Annotated in this window: 12 protein-coding genes and 1 riboswitch; of the genes, 7 read left to right on the top strand and 5 right to left on the bottom strand. The window is 73.1% G+C overall.

Going from position 1 to position 17,939, the window contains the following annotated elements:
* Nucleotides 1-7: 7 nt before the first annotated feature.
* Complete coding sequence (locus tag ACWG52_RS08760; protein WP_389813868.1) at nucleotides 8-1,159, top strand: XdhC family protein; 1,152 nt, start codon at nucleotides 8-10, stop codon at nucleotides 1,157-1,159.
* 130 nt (nucleotides 1,160-1,289) lie between these two features.
* Nucleotides 1,290-2,543, top strand: a complete 1,254-nt coding sequence (locus ACWG52_RS08755; protein WP_389813871.1) for a YncE family protein — start codon at nucleotides 1,290-1,292, stop codon at nucleotides 2,541-2,543.
* 70 nt (nucleotides 2,544-2,613) lie between these two features.
* Here the strand turns inward: ACWG52_RS08755 and ACWG52_RS08750 are convergent, their stop codons facing one another.
* The gene (locus tag ACWG52_RS08750; protein WP_389813874.1) at nucleotides 2,614-3,081 is read right to left on the bottom strand and encodes an OsmC family protein; all 468 of its coding nucleotides are present in this window, start codon (nucleotides 3,079-3,081) and stop codon (nucleotides 2,614-2,616) included.
* Between the two features lie 248 nt (nucleotides 3,082-3,329).
* On the opposite strand from ACWG52_RS08750, the gene ACWG52_RS08745 reads away from it, so the two are divergent.
* Nucleotides 3,330-4,562 (top strand): GNAT family N-acetyltransferase, encoded by a 1,233-nt coding sequence (locus tag ACWG52_RS08745; protein WP_389813877.1) that lies wholly within the window; start codon nucleotides 3,330-3,332, stop codon nucleotides 4,560-4,562.
* A 50-nt stretch (nucleotides 4,563-4,612) separates the two neighbouring features.
* On the opposite strand, the gene ACWG52_RS08740 is transcribed toward ACWG52_RS08745, so the two are convergent.
* From ACWG52_RS08740 to ACWG52_RS08730, 3 genes are all read right to left on the bottom strand, one after another.
* Nucleotides 4,613-6,829, bottom strand: a complete 2,217-nt coding sequence (locus tag ACWG52_RS08740; RefSeq protein ID WP_389813879.1) for a terpene synthase family protein — start codon at nucleotides 6,827-6,829, stop codon at nucleotides 4,613-4,615.
* 206 nt (nucleotides 6,830-7,035) lie between these two features.
* Nucleotides 7,036-9,045, bottom strand: coding sequence for an ABC transporter ATP-binding protein (locus ACWG52_RS08735; RefSeq protein WP_453128370.1), 2,010 nt, complete (start codon nucleotides 9,043-9,045; stop codon nucleotides 7,036-7,038).
* A gap of 290 nt (nucleotides 9,046-9,335) precedes the next feature.
* Nucleotides 9,336-9,728 carry a hypothetical protein gene (locus ACWG52_RS08730; RefSeq protein ID WP_390137109.1) on the bottom strand — a complete coding sequence of 131 codons (393 nt, stop codon included), beginning with the start codon at nucleotides 9,726-9,728 and terminating at the stop codon, nucleotides 9,336-9,338.
* A gap of 264 nt (nucleotides 9,729-9,992) precedes the next feature.
* Between ACWG52_RS08730 and ACWG52_RS08725 the strand changes: the two genes are divergently transcribed.
* Complete coding sequence (locus tag ACWG52_RS08725) at nucleotides 9,993-10,214, top strand: hypothetical protein (protein ID WP_375942074.1); 222 nt, start codon at nucleotides 9,993-9,995, stop codon at nucleotides 10,212-10,214.
* Nucleotides 10,215-10,320: 106 nt separating this feature from the next.
* Here the strand turns inward: ACWG52_RS08725 and cobN are convergent, their stop codons facing one another.
* Entirely contained in the window at nucleotides 10,321-13,938 is a 3,618-nt protein-coding gene (gene cobN / locus ACWG52_RS08720) for a cobaltochelatase subunit CobN (protein WP_453128368.1), read from the bottom strand.
* 55 nt (nucleotides 13,939-13,993) lie between these two features.
* Nucleotides 13,994-14,098: riboswitch (cobalamin riboswitch) on the bottom strand.
* A 318-nt stretch (nucleotides 14,099-14,416) separates the two neighbouring features.
* Here cobN and cobG point away from each other — a divergent pair.
* Genes cobG through ACWG52_RS08705 form a run of 3 tightly spaced genes read left to right on the top strand, consistent with a single transcriptional unit; the run spans nucleotide 14,417 to nucleotide 17,861 of the window.
* Complete coding sequence (cobG, locus tag ACWG52_RS08715) at nucleotides 14,417-15,724, top strand: precorrin-3B synthase (RefSeq protein ID WP_390137181.1); 1,308 nt, start codon at nucleotides 14,417-14,419, stop codon at nucleotides 15,722-15,724.
* Nucleotides 15,721-16,368 carry a precorrin-8X methylmutase gene (locus ACWG52_RS08710; RefSeq protein WP_030715079.1) on the top strand — a complete coding sequence of 216 codons (648 nt, stop codon included), beginning with the start codon at nucleotides 15,721-15,723 and terminating at the stop codon, nucleotides 16,366-16,368. Before cobG ends, ACWG52_RS08710 begins: the two co-directional genes overlap by 4 nt.
* Complete coding sequence (locus tag ACWG52_RS08705) at nucleotides 16,365-17,861, top strand: precorrin-2 C(20)-methyltransferase (RefSeq protein ID WP_389813896.1); 1,497 nt, start codon at nucleotides 16,365-16,367, stop codon at nucleotides 17,859-17,861. Before ACWG52_RS08710 ends, ACWG52_RS08705 begins: the two co-directional genes overlap by 4 nt.
* The last annotated feature ends 78 nt before the right edge of the window (nucleotides 17,862-17,939 follow it).

Here is a 17,939-nt window from a genome sequence, read left to right as displayed (position 1 = left end):
GGCCCCCATGCTGGACATCGCCGAAGAGCTGAACCGGTGGGTCGAGCAGGGGCGTGACTTCGCCGTCGCCACCGTGGTCGCGGTCGGCGGGAGCGCGCCCCGGCAGCCCGGGGCCGCTCTCGCCGTCGACAGCGAGGGCACGGCCATCGGGTCGGTCTCCGGTGGATGTGTGGAAGGTGCGGTCTACGAGCTGTGCCGGCAGGCGCTGGAGGACGGCGAAACCGTCCACGAGCGCTTCGGGTACAGCGACGACGACGCTTTCACCGTGGGCCTGACCTGCGGCGGAATCATCGACATCCTGGTCACCCCGGTCCGCGTGGGCTCTCCCGCACGGGAGGTCCTCGCGGCCGGGCTGGCCGCCGCCGCCCGCGGCGAGGCCGCGGCGGTGGCCCGCGTCGCGCAGGGCCCGGCCGAGCTCATGGGCCGCGCCGTGTTCGTCCGTACCGAAGGCGCCCACCAGGGCGGCCTCGGCGGACACCCCGAGCTGGACCGGACCGTCGCCGAGGAGGCCCGCGCCATGCTCGACGCCGGACGGACCGGCGTGCTGGAGATCGGCGCCGACGGCAGGCTCTGCGGCGAGCCGCTGAAGGTCCTCGTCGAGTCCAGCGTCCCGCCCCCGCGGATGATCGTCTTCGGTGCCATCGACTTCGCCTCCGCCCTCGTACGGATCGGCAAGTTCCTCGGCTACCGGGTGACCGTGTGCGACGCGCGGCCCGTCTTCGCGACGAAGACCCGCTTCCCCGAGGCGGACGAGATCGTCGTCGACTGGCCCCACCGCTACCTGGAGGGCACGGCCGTGGACGGCCGGACCGTCCTGTGCGTGCTCACCCACGACGCCAAGTTCGACGTCCCGCTCCTCGAACTGGCCCTGCGACTGCCCGTCGCCTACGTCGGCGCCATGGGCTCCCGCCGCACCCACGAGGACCGCAACGAGCGACTGCGCCAGGTCGGGGTGACCGAGCTCGAACTGGCCCGGCTGCGCTCCCCGATCGGCCTGGACCTCGGCGCCCGCTCCCCGGAGGAGACCGCGCTGTCCATCGCCGCCGAGATCGTCGCGAACCGCCGCGGCGGCACCGGCGTGTCCCTGACCGGCGCGCACATCCCGATCCACCCGGACCTCTCGCACACGATGCTCGACCGGATCGGCTCCGTCGCCTGAAGGCGTGACGGCCGAACGTGAGAAAAGGGCGCACCCCGTGGGGGTTGCGCCCTTTCGACGTTCCCCCTATCTTACCCGCCGGTAAGAGGAGGCACCCTCTCCATCCCTTCCCCGTACCGGAGTTGAGCGGATGTTGCGTACCGTGCGAACCCTCGGCCTGCTGGCCGCGGCCACCCTGCTCACCGCCTTCACCCCGGCCCCGGCGGCGCCCGCGCCCGCGGCCGCTCCGGGCGACGGCCTGCGCGAGGTGTTCTTCGTCGGGAACAACTGGGAGGGGACCGCCGACGTCCTCGCCTCCACCGGCGACCTCGCCAAGGTCGGCCGGATCGACGTGATCCCCGACAAGGCGGACCGGCTGCGCGAGATCTACCTCAACCCCGTGAAGCTCGCCTTCTTCCTGGGCATCCGCGAGAGCGCGGGCGAGGGGCACGACCAGTTCGTCGACGACATGTTCACCACCCCGGACGGCTCCGCCGTCGTCGTCTCCCGCCCCAGCTTCGCCGACGTCGTGTCCATCGACGTGGCCACCGGACGCGTCAACTGGCGCTTCCCCGTCTCCGGATTCCGCTCCGACCACATGGCGGTCTCGCCGGACGGGACCCGCGTCGCCGTCTCGGCCTCCACCTCCAACACCGTGCACGTCCTGGACATCACCACCGGGCGACAGGTCGGCTCCTTCGGCACCGGGGACAAGCCGCACGAGAACACCTTCACCCGGGACGGCCGCTTCCTGTGGAACAGCTCCATCGGCGAGGTGAACACCGCCCTGGACGCGCCCTGGTTGGACTGGACGAAGGGCGACCGCAAGATCACCGTCGTCGACGCGCAGACCTTCCGCACCGTCCGGGTGATCGACATGCGGGAGCGGCTCGACGCCTTCGGCCGCCGCGACCTGTCCGACGCCGTCCGACCGGTGTCCTTCAGCCCCGACGAGTCGAAGCTCTACTTCCAGGTGTCCTTCTTCAACGGCTTCCTGGAGTACGACGTCCCCTCCGACCGGATCACCCGCCTCAAGACCCTCCCGATGAATCCCGCCACCAGCACCGACCGCACCACCTGGGTCAACGACTCCCGCCACCACGGCATGTCCATGAGCCCCGACGGGGCGAAGCTCTGCATCGCGGGCACCATGGACGACTACGCGACCGTCGTGGACCGCGCCACCCTCGCCGAAGGACCGCTCGTGCCCGCCGCCAAGCCGTACTGGGCCACGGTCTCCGGCGACGGCAGCGCCTGCGTGATCTCCGAGAGCGGCGCCGACCGGGTCACGGCCATCGACTTCGCCACCGGCGCCAAGCGGGTCTCCGTACCCGTCGGCGACCATCCGCAGCGCGTCCGGCTCGGCCACGTCCCGACCGGCTGGACCGGCCCCGCCGCCCGGTAGGCCATGTCGACCGGGTGTCCTGCCCGACGGGCCGGGGCGGGGAGCGGCGGGACCGGGCCGGCCCGGACGCTCAGCCCACCGTCACGGTCGGCTCGTACCGGACGGGGAAGTTCACCGAATTGGCGATGAAGCAGGCCCGGTGGGCCTCCTCGTGCAGTGCGATCGCAGCGTCCACCATCGACGCGTCGCCGACGGTGATCCGGGGGCGCACCACGGCCTCCGTGAACCGCCCGCTGTCCCCGGCCGTGCCCATCGTCCCGGCCGCCTCGTCGACGTAGGAGGTGACCACCACGCCGCCCAGCGTACAGAAGTGCAGGTAGGAGAGCATGTGGCACTGGGACAGGGCGGCGAGCAGCAGTTGCTCGGGGTTCCAGCGGGAGGCGTCTCCGTGGAAGGTCGGGTCGGAGCTGCCGAGGATCACCGGCAGTTCCCCGGCGGCCACCTCGTGGGCCCGTGAGTAGGCGCGGTAGTGACTCGTGCCGGTGCCGAGGTTTCCGGTCCAGGTCACGCGGGTGGTGTAGGAGTGCAGTCGAGCCATGGCGGCTGCTCCCTCTCCAGGGCGGGGGGGCGGGGCGGGACGGACGCGGGTGGGCGGAAGCCCGGGACACGGCGGCGGCGTGGCCGGTCCGTGCCGCGCGTCCACCTGGATCGTACGGCCCGCCACTCCTGCCGGGCCGTCCCGCACCGCAGCCCGTCGTACCACTCGCCCGCCGGAGCGACCGGAAACCCATGGCCGGCGGCCCTTATGGGATGACCGGTCAGAGATGACCGATTAGTCTCGCGATCATGGTGGACATCCGCGAGGTACCCGAGTCCGACATCGACCGTGCTCTGGAGCTCGCCTACCTGGTCTTCCACGACCGGCCCGAGAAGGAGGTCCGGGAGAGACACCACGCCCTGCTCGCGCGTTGCGACCGGATCGGCGCCTACGACGGCACGGTCCTGGCCGGCTTCATGGCCGCGCACGACTTCCGGCTCTCGGTGCCCGGGGCGGACCTGCCCTGCCCCGGGCTCACCTTCGTCGGCGTCGCCCCCACCCACCGCCGACGCGGCCTGCTCACCGGGCTGATGACCGCGATGCTGCGGCGGACCGCCGACGCCGGCAGCCCGCTCGCCGCCCTCTGGGCCTCCGAGGCGGCGATCTACGGGCGCTTCGGCTACGGAAGCGCCACCACGGGCGTCACCATCGAGATCGACTCCACCCGCCCGCTGGCCCTGCGCATCGACCCGGACCGGCGCCCGCTGCGCCTGGTCGACCCGCAGGAGGCCGTCGCCGTGGTCGGGCCCTTCCACGAGGCCGCCCGCGCCGGCCGGGCCGGCCGCCCCACCCGCAGCGCGGAGCGCTGGTCCCAGGAGTGGCTGGCCGAACAGGACGAGGAGGACGAGGAACTGAGCCCGCCGCGGATCATCGTCCTCGGCGAGGCGGACCGACCCATCGCCGGCTACGTGCTCTACCGCACGAAGCCGGAGGACGGCGCCGGAGCCGCCCGGGTGCCCGGCCTGGTCCGGGTCGACGAGCTGGAGGCCGACACCCCGGCCGTCGCCGCCGCGCTCTGGGAGTGCGTGGCCTCCCTCGACCTCACCGGGACGGTCCGCGCGTGGGGCCGTCCCGTGGACGACCCGCTGCTGCACTTCGCCGCGGACCGGGACCAGGTGCGGGTCACCTCGCAGTTCCCCGCGCTCTGGCTGCGCCTGGTCGACGTACGGGCGGCGCTGACGGAGCGCTCCTGGGCGGCGCCGGTGGACGTCGTGCTGGAGGTGCACGACGCGCACATGCCCGCCAACGCCGGGCGGTTCCGGCTGGCGGCCGGGCCGGACGGGGCCACGTGCGAGCACGCCGACTCCGCCGCCGACCTGGCCCTGGACGTGCGCGAACTGGCCGCCTGCTACCTCGGTGGGACCCGCGCCCAGGAACTCGTCGCCGCCGGGCTGGTACGGGAGCACACCCCCGGCTCGGCGGCGGCACTGGACGCGGCCCTGCGGACGGCCGTACTGCCGCACACGGCGGACGAGTTCTGACGCGGGGCCACATCGGGGGCGGTCGGGCCGGCCGCCCCCGAACGCCGGGATCAGGCGGGCAGCGAGATCCGCGCGGCGGACATCCCGAAGCCGGCGCCCAGGACGGCGGTGGCCAACCGATCGGGCCGCGCGTGCAGGTCCTCCGGCCGGTAACGCCGGATCTTCTGATGCCAGTTGAGGATGCCCGCGTGCCAGTCCTTCAGCTCTCCCACGTACGCGTCCAGGGCCTGCCGGGCCGGCCGGTCGAGCTTCCAGTCGTCGTAGAGCAGCGGCAGCTGCGTCGCCACGATGTGCTCGAACTCCTCGGTGCGCCGGGTCATCAGCTCATGACAGATGCCCAGGGCCTGCGGGTAGTCGATGCCGAAGAAGGTGCGGGCGACCAGGATGTAGTTGTGGACCTCACCCTCGACCTCCACCTCCTTCTGGTAGGAGTAGATGTCGTTGATCATGCAGGCGGCGTCCGCGACCGCGTTCTCCAGGGACCGGATGGTCCCGGAGGCGTAGATCTCCTCGGGGATGCCCCGGCCCCGGTGCCCGAGCCGACACAGGTACATCGTCAGGTGGCTGCCGAAGGTGTGGCGGCGCATCTCCGCGTAGTCCACCGGGTCCGGGACCCGGTTGCGGATCTGGTTGTCCACCTCCCACAGCCAGCTCTCCAGCATGCTCACCAAGGTCGCCCGGAACTCGGCACGGTGCTCGGCGGCCATCGCAGCGGTCGTACGCACCCACAGATCGCCCAGCGCGCGCTCCATCGCGGTCACCGGCTCCGGCTGCTCGGCGTGGTCCACCGGGATCATGGCGATCAGGCGGGCCGTCGTCGCCTTGGCCGCCGGAAGGTTCCTGCCCTGGGCGAAGACCACCGGGTAGTAGTCGTCCCCGTACGTGCCCCAGGTCAGCCAGCAGGCGTTGAGGGCCAGCTCCTGCGGCGTCGCGTCGGGGTCGATGCCCGCCGAACAGAGCGCGAAGTCGAAGCCCCGCAGCCGCTCCTCGGTCCAGATCGCCGAACCGGGGTCGCCGGGCTGCGGGTCCAGCAGGCCCATTCGACGGGACCAGGCCACGGACTCCTCGCGCGCGTGCGCCAGGTGCGGGCTGATCCGGAGCCGGTGCGGCATGTAGATGTCGGGGACGACCGAGGGACCGGTGCGCTCGAAGGGGACGTGCGTGAAGGAGCGGTGCCGCAGTTCCATCGAACGCCGCGTGAACACGGACCGCAGATCGAGCGCGGTGGTGCCGAGCCCGGACGGCTGGAAGGGCAGGGCCGCCGGGGCGGTGGGCCTGGCCTCCTTGTTCATGTAGCGGCTGGAGACCATGTGCCACTCGTGGCCGCCGGACTGCCAGTCCTGCAAGCCCTTGGCGTAGGCGAGGACGGCCGCGATCTCCGTCGGGTCCAGCGCGTGGTCGGCGAAGAGCAGGGGGAGCTCGCCGATCGCGGTCTGCTCGAACTGGTGGAGGCGGGAGGTGAGCAGGTCGTTGGAGGCCTCGGCGGCCTCCTGGGTGGTGCAGCCCAGGAAGGTCTCCAACACCAGCACGGCATTGGAGAGTTCGCCCTCGTCGGCGACCTCCCGCTCGTAGGAGAAGAGGTCGTTCCTGATGTGCACGGCGTCGGCGAAGGCGTCGCGCAGCACGCCGAGCGGGCGCGAGTGCGCGACGCGTGCGGGCACTTCGGCGCACACGTACTCGATCAGGCCGGCCGACCAGGGGGCGCCGCCCACCTTGCGGCGCATCTCGATGTATTCCAGCGGGTTCGCCACACGCCCGATGTTGATGTTGGCGAGCTCCCACATGGACTCGTCGAGAAGGTTCTTCGTGGACAAGGAGAACCGTTCCCGCCAGTCCGCGGACATCGCGGGGACCGTCCGCGCCCAGAGGTCCGCGAGCCCGGCCTCCACCGGGTTGGTCGGCTCGGGGAACCCGTCGGACAGGTCCATGGGCATGAAGGCCGCGAGCCGGTCCAGGTACCGCTTGGCACCGTCACGGTCCTGCGAGCGCTTGTACATCTCCAGGAAGTGGTCGTCGAAGAAGAACACCCACACGTACCAGTCGGTGACCAGAGCGAGCGCGTCGCGGTCGCAGTCGGGGTGGGTGTACGCGCAGAGCAGCGCGTAGTCGTGCGAGTCGAGGTCGCTCTCCTCCCAGACGCCCGAACCCTCCAGCATCCCGAAGCCGCGCGCCCACCGCTTGGTGTGGGCCCGCGCGTGCTCCAGGTGGGGGTTCAGTCGTGCCGGATAGGGCACATAGAAATCCGGCAGTTGAAACGGCTGCGTCACGGCGGGGTCGGCCTTTCTTCCATGGGTGCGGGGGCCCGGTCGACCCGGACCCCCGCACGAGATCAGCAGTGCCCTACCCCTGGTGACCGCGGGATAAGGGGCGGTTCACCGCTTCAGGTGAGGATCCGGGCTTCCGCCGGCGCGGGCCCCCCGCACCGGATAACGCTGGGGACGTCGCAGGTCCCCCCGCGACGGGCCCGCCCGGCTCAGGTGACCGAGTCGTCGTTCTGCGGTGCGGGCGACTGCCGGGGGATCGACGGCGAACGGCGCCGCGGATCGTGGCCGAACTGCTCCGCCTGCATCGCGTACATGGAGGCGTACCGGCCGCCCAGCGCCATCAGTTCGTCGTGGCCGCCCCGCTCGACGAGCCGGCCCTCGTGGAGTACGTAGATGACGTCGGCGAACCGCACCCCGGACATCCGGTGCGTGACGAGGACGACCGCGCGCTCGGGGCCGGCGAGGCCCCGGATGCTGTCGAAGGCGGCGATCTCCGCCTCCGGGTCGAGCGCCGACGTGGGCTCGTCCACCACCAGGACGCGGGCGTCGCGGAAACGGGTGCGGGCGAGACCGATTTTCTGCCACTGCCCGCCCGACAGCTCCGAGGCACCCCTGAACACCCGGGCGAGCAGCGTCTCGTAGCCGTGCGGCAGCTTCTCGACGATCCGGTCGGCCCCGGCGTACCGGGCGGCGGTCACCACCTCCGCGGCCTGGTCGACGGCGCGTTCGGGGTCCTCCTTCCCCGGGCGTCCGATGGCGATGTTGGTACGGGCGGTCACCGGCCAGCGTTCGAAGTCCTGGGTGAGGAGCGCGACCCGGTCGAAGACCTGCTCCCGGTCGGCGTCCCGCACGTCCACCCCGTCCCAGGTGACCGAACCCGAGTCGGGCAGGTGCAGACCCGCCAGCAGTTTGACGAGGGTGCTCTTGCCGGAGCCGTTCTCGCCGACCAGGGCGACCACCTGGCCCGCCTCGATGGTGAGAGAGACCCCGCTGAGGGCGGGCTCGTCCCGGTCCGGGTAGCTGAAGTCCACGTCCCGCAGCCGCACCGCGGCGAGCCGCTCGGGCAGCGGGGCCCCGCCGGACGGGATGGCGCGGCGGGCCGCCTCGGCGACGAACCGTTCCAGGTCCCGTACGTACAGGGACTCCTCGTGCAGGGTGTTGGTGGTGGCCACGAGCGCCCCCAGGCTCGCCGAACCGGTGCGCACCGCGATCACGGCGGTACCGGCGACGGCGAGGTCCATCCGGCCGGAGACGATGAGCGCGCCCATCGCCCCGTAGGTGACCAGGGCCGCGAGGCCGGAGAGCGCGGCGGCCAGCAGCTCGGTGGCGGCCTTGTCCTTGGCGAGGCGGGTGGCCTCGCTCTCGGCGACCTCGGCCATGTTGCGGTAGTGGCCCAGCAGGTAGCGGCCGACGCCGTGCACCCGTACCTCGGGGGCCGACGTGCGGGAGATCAGCAGCTGGCCGATGAGCCGGGCGGCCCGTACGTGCTCCACCCAGGTGATCATCGACAGGTAGCGGCGCTGCGCCACCCGCATCGCGCCCCAGCCGCGCGGGGCGGCGATCAGCAACAGCATCGGCAGCAGCAGGGGGTGCAGGACGGTCAGCACCCCGGCGGTGGCGATCAGGGAGATGACCCCGCCGAGGGTGGCCACGCAGGCGCCGACCGTGCGGCGGGCCGAGGGCGGACCCCACTGGGCGCTGTCCAACAGCCGCCGGAACTCCCCGTCCTCGATGGCCTCCAGCTCCACCTCGACGGCGGCGCTCAGGTACTGCTCGTACGCGGCCCGTTCGACCTTGGGCTCCAGCCGTCCGGCGGCCGCCGTGGAACGGGCGGCGAGCACGGCCCCCAGGACGGCGACCAGCGCCCCGGCGGCGAGGGCGGGCAGGGCCGCGTACAGCCGGTCGGCGGCGCTGCCCTCGCTCAGCAGCGTACGGAGCACATCGCTGATGACGAGCAGCCCGACGGCGGAGGTGATCCCCTGCCCGGCCTCGGCGGCGGCGACGGTGAGCAGGGCGGGCCGGTCGGTGTCCCGGGCGAGGCGCAGGGTTCCGCCGACCATGCGGGGCATGGAGCGCAGGGTGGTCAGCAGCCGCCCTTCGAGTTGGGCGTATTCGTGGTTGGACCAGCCGGCGTCGTAGCGCAGGGGCCCGCCGAAGAGGCGCCGTTCGCTCTCGGAGACGGCGGGCTCGGGGGCTTCGGGTCGCTTGAGGAGCCTCATGCGCGGCCACCCCCGCCCGGTGTCGGGTCGAACGCCACATGAACGTGCACGGATCGCAAGATTCCTCCCGAGGTGCCGCGGCTGCGCACTGACGCCGCATGAACGTGGCTGCTCAGAGCGGCGTCACGGGACCGGGGGAACGAATGCCCGCACACAGGTGCGACCACGCGTCGGAGCCCATGCGCCGTGCGGAGACCCGGCGTTCGAACCACCCGTAGGTGTCGATGCCCCCCTTCGAGGGATTGCGCGGGGTGCGGCGGGGGTGGGCCTTCGGCCGGTCGCCCGTCGGATCAGGCGGCCCGGATCGCCCGGTCGATCTCGGCCCCGGTCCGGGCCACGACGACGGGCCACTCGTCCCTGAGGGCCGCCGGCAGACGTGCGTGGTCCTCGTCCCGCCGGATCATGGTCGGCCCGCCCGGCACGATGAGCACGGCGTCCAGCCGCCGCAGCAGGTCGGCCAGGAGGTCCATGACCCCGCCCCCTCCGAAGCGGTTGAAGGTGATGCCGGTCGGATCGTTCAGGTACACCCCGGCCTCCTCGCCGTCCGCCGTACTCACCTGCAGGAAGCCGATCTCGGGGTCCCGGGCCACCGCGTGGGGGTCGAGGATCTCGTGGGCGGCGCCCATGTCCAGCGACGCCGGCTCGCCGTTCTCGAAGCGGCATACGAAGATGTCGAAACTCATGGAGTCCATTCTGGCGAGGGGCGCGAGCTGCCGGGAGGCGCTCGGAGGGAAGGAGCTTCGTGCGCTGCGCGTCCGTCCGCGTGTACCGCTCCGAGCCCGACGGGGGGCGGAGCGGGCACGGCCCCCCCGAACCGTCGGAGCCCTGAGCCCTGAGCCCTGAGCCTTGAGCGGGGATGTCTCCCCGGGGTGTCGGAGCGTGGGGTGATTGTCGGATTGGGTTAGGTTTGCCCCGATATTCGTTTCGGGGATCCGAGAGGGACGCTCATGGCGATCGATCTGGACAAGGTGCTCGACAAGGCGTGGGCCGACAAGCCGCTCGCCGAGGTGCTCGCGGCACCCGTCGCCGCGCTCAAGGGCGTCAGCGACGAGGACGGCGAGCTGCTGCACCAGGCCTTCGGGGTCAAGACCGTCGCCGACTTCGGGCAGCTGAAGTACGTGCGCTGGGCCCAGGCGCTCGTCGCGCTGAACCAGACGGTCAAGGCGTAGTCACCCACCAGGTCCGCGTGCTCGGGGCGCGTGGGCCTGAACGAAAGAACCGTCCCCCTCACCCTTCGGCAGGGTGAGGGGGACGGCCTGTGTTCCGGGGAGCGGACTACTCCGCCTCGCCCTCCAGGTTGCCTTCCGTGTCCAGGTAGACCTGGCGCAGGGATTCGAGGATCTGCGGGTCCGGCTTCTCCCACATGCCGCGCGACTCGGCCTCCAGCAGGCGCTCCGCGATGCCGTGCAGGGCCCAGGGGTTGGCCTCCTCCAAGAAGGCGCGGTTGGTCGGGTCCAGGACGTACGTCTCGGTGAGCTTGTCGTACATCCAGTCCGCGACCACGCCCGTGGTGGCGTCGTACCCGAAGAGGTAGTCCACCGTCGCCGCGAGCTCGAAGGCACCCTTGTAACCGTGGCGGCGCATCGCCTCGATCCACTTGGGGTTCACCACACGGGCCCGGAAGACACGCGAGGTCTCCTCGACCAGGGTGCGGGTCTTGACCGTCTCCGGGCGGGTGGAGTCACCGATGTAGGCCTCGGGAGCGGTACCGCGCAGGGCGCGGACCGTGGCCACCATGCCGCCGTGGTACTGGAAGTAGTCGTCCGAGTCCGCGATGTCGTGCTCGCGGGTGTCCGTGTTCTTCGCCGCGACCGTGATGCGCTTGTACGCCGTCTCCATCTCGTCCCGGGCGGGGCGGCCCTCCAGACCCCGGCCGTACGCGTAGCCGCCCCACACCGTGTAGACCTCCGCGAGGTCGGCGTCCGTACGCCAGTCGCGGGAGTCGATCAACTGCAGGATGCCGGCGCCGTACGTGCCCGGGCGCGAGCCGAAGATACGGGTCGTCGCGCGCCGCTCGTCACCGTGCTCGGCCAGGTCCGCCTGGGCGTGCGCCCGGACGAAGTTCTGCTCGGCCGGCTCGTCCAGCGAGGCCGCGAGCCGCACCGCGTCGTCCAGCAGGCCGATGACGTGCGGGAACGCGTCGCGGAAGAAGCCCGAGATGCGCAGCGTCACGTCGATGCGCGGGCGGCCCAGTTCGTCGAGCGGGATCGGCTCCAGGCCGGTGACGCGGCGCGAGGCCTCGTCCCAGACCGGGCGGACACCGAGGAGGGAGAGGGCTTCCGCCACGTCGTCGCCCGACGTGCGCATCGCGCTCGTGCCCCACAAGGACAGGCCCACCGAGGCAGGCCACTCGCCGTTGTCGGTGCGGTAGCGGGTGAGGAGGGACTCGGCCAGGGCCTGGCCCGTCTCCCACGCGAGGCGGGAGGGGACGGCCTTGGGGTCGACCGAGTAGAAGTTGCGGCCCGTCGGCAGGACGTTGACCAGGCCGCGCAGCGGCGAGCCCGAAGGGCCCGCCGGGACGAAACGGCCGTCCAGGGCGGCGACCACGTGGGCGATCTCGTCCGTCGTGCCGGCCAGGCGCGGAACCACCTCGCGGGCCGCGAACGACAGGACCGCCGCGACGTCCGCCGGGTGGTCCGCCGCGACCGAGGACACGGCGTCCAGGGACCAGTTCGCGTCCTCCATCGCCTGGACCAGGGCGCGGGCCTGCTCCTCCACGGTGTCCGCCGAGGTACGGGTGGCCTTGGACTCGTCCAGGCCGAGCGCCTCGCGCAGACCCGGAAGGGCCGTCGTACCGCCCCAGATCTGCCGGGCGCGCAGGATCGCGAGGACCAGGTTGACCCGGGCCTCACCGGTCGGCGCACCACCCAGGACGTGCAGACCGTCACGGATCTGGGCGTCCTTGACCTCGCACAGCCAGCCGTCGACGTGCAGCAGGAAGTCGTCGAAGCCGTCGTCGTCCGGGCGCTCCTCCAGACCGAGGTCGTGGTCGAGCTTGGCGGCCTGGATCAGCGTCCAGATCTGCGCGCGGATGGCCGGCAGCTTCGCCGGGTCCATCGCGGAGATCTGCGCGTACTCGTCCAGGTGCTGCTCCAGGCGCGCGATGTCGCCGTACGACTCCGCGCGCGCCATCGGCGGCACCAGGTGGTCGACCAGCGTGGCGTGCACCCGGCGCTTCGCCTGGGTGCCCTCGCCCGGGTCGTTGACCAGGAACGGGTAGATGAGCGGCAGGTCACCGAGGGCGGCGTCGGGCGCGCACGCGGCGGACAGGCCCGCGTTCTTGCCGGGCAGCCACTCCAGGTTGCCGTGCTTGCCCAGGTGGATCATCGCGTCGGCGCCGAAACCGCCGTCCTCGGCGCGCGCCTGGATCCACCGGTACGCGGCCAGGTAGTGGTGCGAGGGCGGCAGGTCCGGGTCGTGGTAGATCGCGATCGGGTTCTCGCCGAAGCCGCGCGGCGGCTGGATGAGGATGAGGAGGTTCCCCCGGCGCAGGGCCGCGAGGACGATGTCACCCTCCGGGTTGGCGGAGCGGTCCACGAACATGTTGCCCGGGGCCTCGCCCCAGTGCTCGGTGACGCTGTCCCGCAGCTCGGCCGGGAGCTCGGCGAACCACCGCTTGTAGTCGGCGGCCGGGATCCGGACCGGGTTACGGGCCAGCTGCTCCTCGGTCAGCCAGTCCTGGTCGTGGCCGCCGGCCTCGATCAGGGCGCGGATCAGCTCGTCGCCGTCGCCCGAGACCAGCCCCGGGATGTCCTCGGTCGGACCGAAGTCGTAGCCACCGGCGATGAGGGTGCGCAGCAGCTCCACGGCGCTGGCCGGGGTGTCGAGGCCGACCGCGTTGCCGATGCGCGAGTGCTTGGTCGGGTACGCGGACAGGACCAGCGCGACCTTCTTGTCGCGGCGCTCGATGTGCCGCAGACGGGCGTGGCGTACGGCGATCCCCGCGACGCGGGCGGCCCGCTCGGGGTCGGCCACGTAGGCGGGCAGGCCGTCCTCGTCGATCTCCTTGAAGGAGAACGGGACGGTGATCAGACGGCCGTCGAACTCGGGCACCGCGACCTGCGTGGCGGCGTCCAGCGGGGAGAGGCCCTCGTCGTTCTCCTCCCAGGCGGCGCGCGAGCCGGTCAGGCACAGGGCCTGGAGGATCGGCACGCCGAGGCCGGCGAGCGCGCCCGCGTCCCAGGACTCGTCGTCGCCGCCCGCCGAGGCGGTGGCGGGCTTGGTGCCGCCCGCCGCGAGGACGGTGGTGACGACCGCGTCGACCGACTCCAGCGCGGCGATCAGCTCCGGCTCGGGGGTGCGCAGCGAGGACACGTACAGCGGCAGCGCCTGGGCGTCGTGGCCCTCGATCGCGTCGCACAGGGCGTGCACGAAGAAGGTGTTCCCGCTCATCTGGTGGGCGCGGTAGTACAGCACCGCGACCCGCGGGCCCTCGGTGCGCCGCGGGGTGCGCTCCAGCGGTCCCCAGGTGGGGGAGGCCGCGGGCGGCTCGAAGCCGTGACCGGTGAGCAGGACGGTGTCGGAGAGGAACCGAGCCAGCTGCTCCAGGTTCGCCGGACCGCCGTGGGCGAGGTAGCCGTGGGCCTCGGCCGCGATGCCGATGGGGACCGTGGAGGCCTCCATGAGCTGGGCGTCCGGAGCCTGTTCGCCGGTCAGGACCACGACCGGGCGGGTCTGGCCGGGGGACAGGAGCAGGTCGAGGCCGTCCTGCCAGGCGCGGAGGCCGCCGAGGAGGCGTACGACGACCAGGTCGACCCCGTCGAGGAGGCCGGGCAGGTCGTCGAGGGGGAGACGGGAGGGGTTCGCGAACCGGTACGGGACGGGGCCGTCCGCCGTGTTCGCTGCGCGGGCGCTGAGCAGATCGGTGTCGGACGTCGACAGCAGCAGGATCATGCGGCGGCAGGCCTTCCTCGGGGTTTCCGCGCCCCGGGCAGTGTGAGGACAGCGGGAGTTCCTGACTCACCCCGGGCGCCGGATCGCTCCGCGGGGTTCACAGTGGCGGGACCGCGCCGGAATTGCACCGGGCTTCCTCCCATGTCGCCGTCCTCGGCGACGGCGGGCCGTGTGGTCCGCCGGAAGGTCATCTTAGGGGCGAGTGGCTCCCGCCGGGGTGGGCGGGGTGGCTCCGGCCGGGTGGCTCCCGCCGGGTGCTCCCGCGGGGGTGGGTGGGGTGGAGCGGGTGGCGTGCCGGTGCGGCGCCGCTGCCGGGGCTCTGCCCCGGGCCCCGCGCCTCAAACGCCGGCGGGGCTGGAGGCGTGGGGTGGGGGTGGACGGGTGGGTGGGGCCGAATGGGGGTGCTGGGTGGTGGCGGGGGCGAATGTCGCTGGTCGGGGTGGTGACGGACACAGGTCCGGGGGGCGCAATCGTGGGTATGCTCGCGGCCATGCCCCAGCCCCCTTCCGCCGCATCGCGGGACGAACCCGTCATACGGGAGCGCGGCGACGCCTGCCCCGGCGCGCTGCGGCTGCACGCGGCGGACGACGGGTTCCTGGCGCGGGTCCGGGTACCGGCCGGGCTGCTCACCGTCGAGCAGGCCTCGGCGCTGGCGCTCGCCGCCGACCGGTTCGGGGACGGGCACCTGGAGCTGACCTCGCGCGGCAACGTGCAACTGCGCGGCCTGGCCGACGGGTGCGGCGCCGGGCTCGCGGAGTTGCTGGACCGGGCCGGGCTGCTGCCCGCGCCGAGCCATGAGCGGGTACGGAACATCGTGGCCACGCCCCTGTCCGGCCTGGACGGACCCGACCGGCCCGACGCGTCGGCCCGGGCCGTGGAATTCGACCGGCTGCTGTGCGCCGCCCCCTGGGCCGCCGCGCTGTCCGGGCGGTTCCTGTTCGCCTTCGACGACGGCCGCGGCGACGTGGCCGCGCTCGCCCCCGACGTGACCGTGCTCGGCCGCTCCCGGGGCCGGGCGCTGGTCCGGCTCGGCCGGGCCGCCGACGCCGTGGAGCTGGCCGGATCGGACGCCCCCCGGGCGGCGCTGCTGGCCGCCCGGTACTTCCTCGACGTCGCCGCCGAAGCCGGTACGCAGGCCTGGCGGGTGGCCGAACTGCCCGCCGAACACATCCTGGACGAGCGCGAGTTCGCTCGGCGGCTCGATGCCGCCGGCATCGCCTGCGTGACCCTCGGCGCCGTCGCATGGCCGTCCGCGGCTCCGCCCCGGCCGGGGCCGTCGATCGGGCCCGACGGCCACGCCACCCTGTGCGTGCTGCCCCCGCTCGGCCGGCTCGACACCGCGCAGTGGCGGCTCCTGGCGCAGGCCGCGGACGAGGGGAACGGCGGCCTGCGGATCACCCCGTGGCGCAGCGTCGTCCTGCCCTCGGTGCCCCTGGACGTGCCCGCCCGCATCGAGGACGCCGGGCTGGTCGTCACCCCCGACAGTTCCTGGCAGTCCGTCACCGCCTGTACCGGGCGCCCGGGTTGCGCGAAATCCCTCGCGGACGTACGGGCCGACGCGCGGGCCGTCGCCGACCGGGCGCGCGGTCCGCTGCCCGTGCACTGGTCCGGCTGCGAGCGCCGCTGCGGGCATCCGCGCGGCACCGCCTGGGTGGATCTGGTCGCCACCGGCTCCGGATACCGGCTCGCCGCACCCGGCCGCCCCGTACGCGACGACGTACGGCCCACCGAACTTGCCGCGGCACTCGCGGACGCCCGCACCGACCCCGACGTAGTGAAGAAATGAGCGAGTACACCGTGTTTGAGTACGAGAAGGACGGCGCGGCCATCTACCGCCAGTCCTTTGCCACGATCCGCGCCGAGGCGGACCTCTCCGGGCTGCCCGACACGGTCGCCCAGGTCGCGGTGCGCATGATCCACGCCTGCGGAATGACCGACCTCCCGCAGGACCTCGGGTACACCCCCGAGGTCGTGCTGCGCGCCCGCGCGGCGCTGGAGGCGGGCGCGCCGATCCTGTGCGACGTGCAGATGGTCGCCAGCGGTGTCACCCGCAAGCGGCTGCCCGCCGACAACGACGTGATCTGCACGCTCTCCGACCCGGCCGTACCGGAACTCGCCGCGAAGATGGGCACCACGCGCAGCGCCGCCGCCCTGGAGGTCTGGCGCGACCGCGGCCTGCTGGAGGGCTCGGTCATCGCCGTCGGCAACGCGCCGACCGCCCTGTTCCGGCTGCTGGAGATGATCGAGGAGGGCGCCCCGCGCCCCGCCGCCGTCATCGGGGTCCCCGTCGGTTTCATCGGCGCCGCCGAGTCCAAGGACGCCCTCGCCGCCCACCCCTCGGGCCTCGACCACCTGATCGTGCGCGGCCGGCGCGGCGGCAGCGCGATGGCCGCCGCCGCCCTCAACGCCATTGCGAGCGTGGCCGAATGAGCGACATCGCCAAGGGACGGCTGTACGGGGTCGGGCTCGGCCCCGGCGACCCGTCGCTGATGACCCTGCGCGCCGTCGAGGTGATCGCCGAGGCCGATGTCGTGGCCTACCACAGCGCCCGCCACGGCCGTTCCATCGCCCGCTCGATCGCCGCGAAGCACCTGCGCGCCGACCACGTCGAGGAACCGCTGGTCTACCCGGTCACCACCGAGACCACCGACCACCCCGGCGGCTACCAGGGGGCGATGGAGGAGTTCTACGAGGCCGCCGCCGCCCGGCTCGCCGCGCACCTGGACGCCGGCCGGACCGTCGCCGTGCTCGCGGAGGGCGACCCGCTCTTCTACGGCTCGTACATGCACATGCACAAGCGGCTCGCCGACCGGTACGAGGCCGAGGTCATCCCCGGCGTCACCTCCGTCAGCGCCGCCGCCGCCCGGCTCGGCACCCCGCTCGTCGAGGGCGAGGAGGTGCTGACCATCCTCCCCGGCACCCTGCCCGAGGAGGAGCTCACCGCCCGCCTCGCCGCCACCGACTCGGCGGTCGTGATGAAGCTCGGCCGGACCTTCCCCGCCGTCCGCGGCGCGATGGAGAGCAGTGGTCGGCTCGCCGAGGCCCGCTACGTCGAACGGGCCACCATGGCCGGCGAGCGCACCGGACTCCTCGCCGACATCGAGGCCGACAGCGTGCCGTACTTCGCCGTCGCCGTGCTCCCCAGCCGCATCGGCAACCCGGGCAGCGTCCCGTCCGGCCCCGGCGAGGTCGTCGTCGTCGGCACCGGCCCGGCCGGCCCGCTGTGGCTCACCCCCGAGACCCGGCGCGCCCTCGCCGACGCCGAGGTCCTGGTCGGCTACACCACCTACCTGGACCGGGTGCCCGTCAAGCCGGGCCAGATCCGCCACGGCTCCGACAACAAGGTGGAGTCGGAGCGCGCCGAGTTCGCCCTCGACCTCGCCCGGCGCGGCAAGCGGGTGGCCGTGGTCTCCGGCGGCGACCCCGGTGTGTTCGCGATGGCCACGGCGGTCCTGGAGGTGGCCGGGCAGGCCGCGTACAAGGACGTGCCGGTACGGGTCCTGCCGGGGGTGACCGCGGCCAACGCGGCGGCCGCCGCGGCCGGTGCCCCGCTCGGCCACGACTACGCCACCATCTCGCTCTCGGACCGGCTCAAGCCCTGGGAGGTCATCGCGGAGCGGCTGCGCGCGGCCGCCGCGGCCGACCTGGTGCTCGCCCTCTACAACCCGGGCTCGCGCAGTCGGACCTGGCAGGTGGCCCAGGCCCGGGAGCTGCTGCTGGAACTGCGCTCGCCGGAGACCCCGGTGGTCGTCGCCCGCGACGTGGGCGGCCCCGAGCAGTCGGTGCGGATCGTCACGCTCGCCGAACTGGAGCCGTCCGAGGTGGACATGCGCACGATCCTGCTGATCGGCTCCTCGCAGACGCAGGTCACCGAGCGGGCCGACGGTTCGAGGATCACCTGGACGCCGCGCCGCTACCCGTGACCGGGTGAGGCGGGACGCGGCGGTACACGCGGGAAGGCCCGGTGCGACGAGCGCACCGGGCCTTGCCCGTACGGTGGC

The organism is Streptomyces sp. CLCI03 (genome assembly GCF_053615355.1).
This window is presented reverse-complemented; position numbering and strand designations above follow the sequence as displayed.

Coding starts and splice junctions, on each gene's coding strand:
- ACWG52_RS08750 (WP_389813874.1), bottom strand. CDS start 3,081: ATGGCTCGACTGCACTCCTACACCACCCGCGTGACCTGGACCGGAAAC.
- ACWG52_RS08730 (WP_390137109.1), bottom strand. CDS start 9,728: ATGAGTTTCGACATCTTCGTATGCCGCTTCGAGAACGGCGAGCCGGCG.
- cobG (WP_390137181.1), top strand. CDS start 14,417: ATGCTCGCGGCCATGCCCCAGCCCCCTTCCGCCGCATCGCGGGACGAA.
- ACWG52_RS08760 (WP_389813868.1), top strand. CDS start 8: ATGCTGGACATCGCCGAAGAGCTGAACCGGTGGGTCGAGCAGGGGCGT.
- cobN (WP_453128368.1), bottom strand. CDS start 13,938: ATGATCCTGCTGCTGTCGACGTCCGACACCGATCTGCTCAGCGCCCGC.
- ACWG52_RS08710 (WP_030715079.1), top strand. CDS start 15,721: ATGAGCGAGTACACCGTGTTTGAGTACGAGAAGGACGGCGCGGCCATC.
- ACWG52_RS08705 (WP_389813896.1), top strand. CDS start 16,365: ATGAGCGACATCGCCAAGGGACGGCTGTACGGGGTCGGGCTCGGCCCC.
- ACWG52_RS08745 (WP_389813877.1), top strand. CDS start 3,330: ATGGTGGACATCCGCGAGGTACCCGAGTCCGACATCGACCGTGCTCTG.
- ACWG52_RS08755 (WP_389813871.1), top strand. CDS start 1,290: ATGTTGCGTACCGTGCGAACCCTCGGCCTGCTGGCCGCGGCCACCCTG.
- ACWG52_RS08735 (WP_453128370.1), bottom strand. CDS start 9,045: ATGAGGCTCCTCAAGCGACCCGAAGCCCCCGAGCCCGCCGTCTCCGAG.
- ACWG52_RS08725 (WP_375942074.1), top strand. CDS start 9,993: ATGGCGATCGATCTGGACAAGGTGCTCGACAAGGCGTGGGCCGACAAG.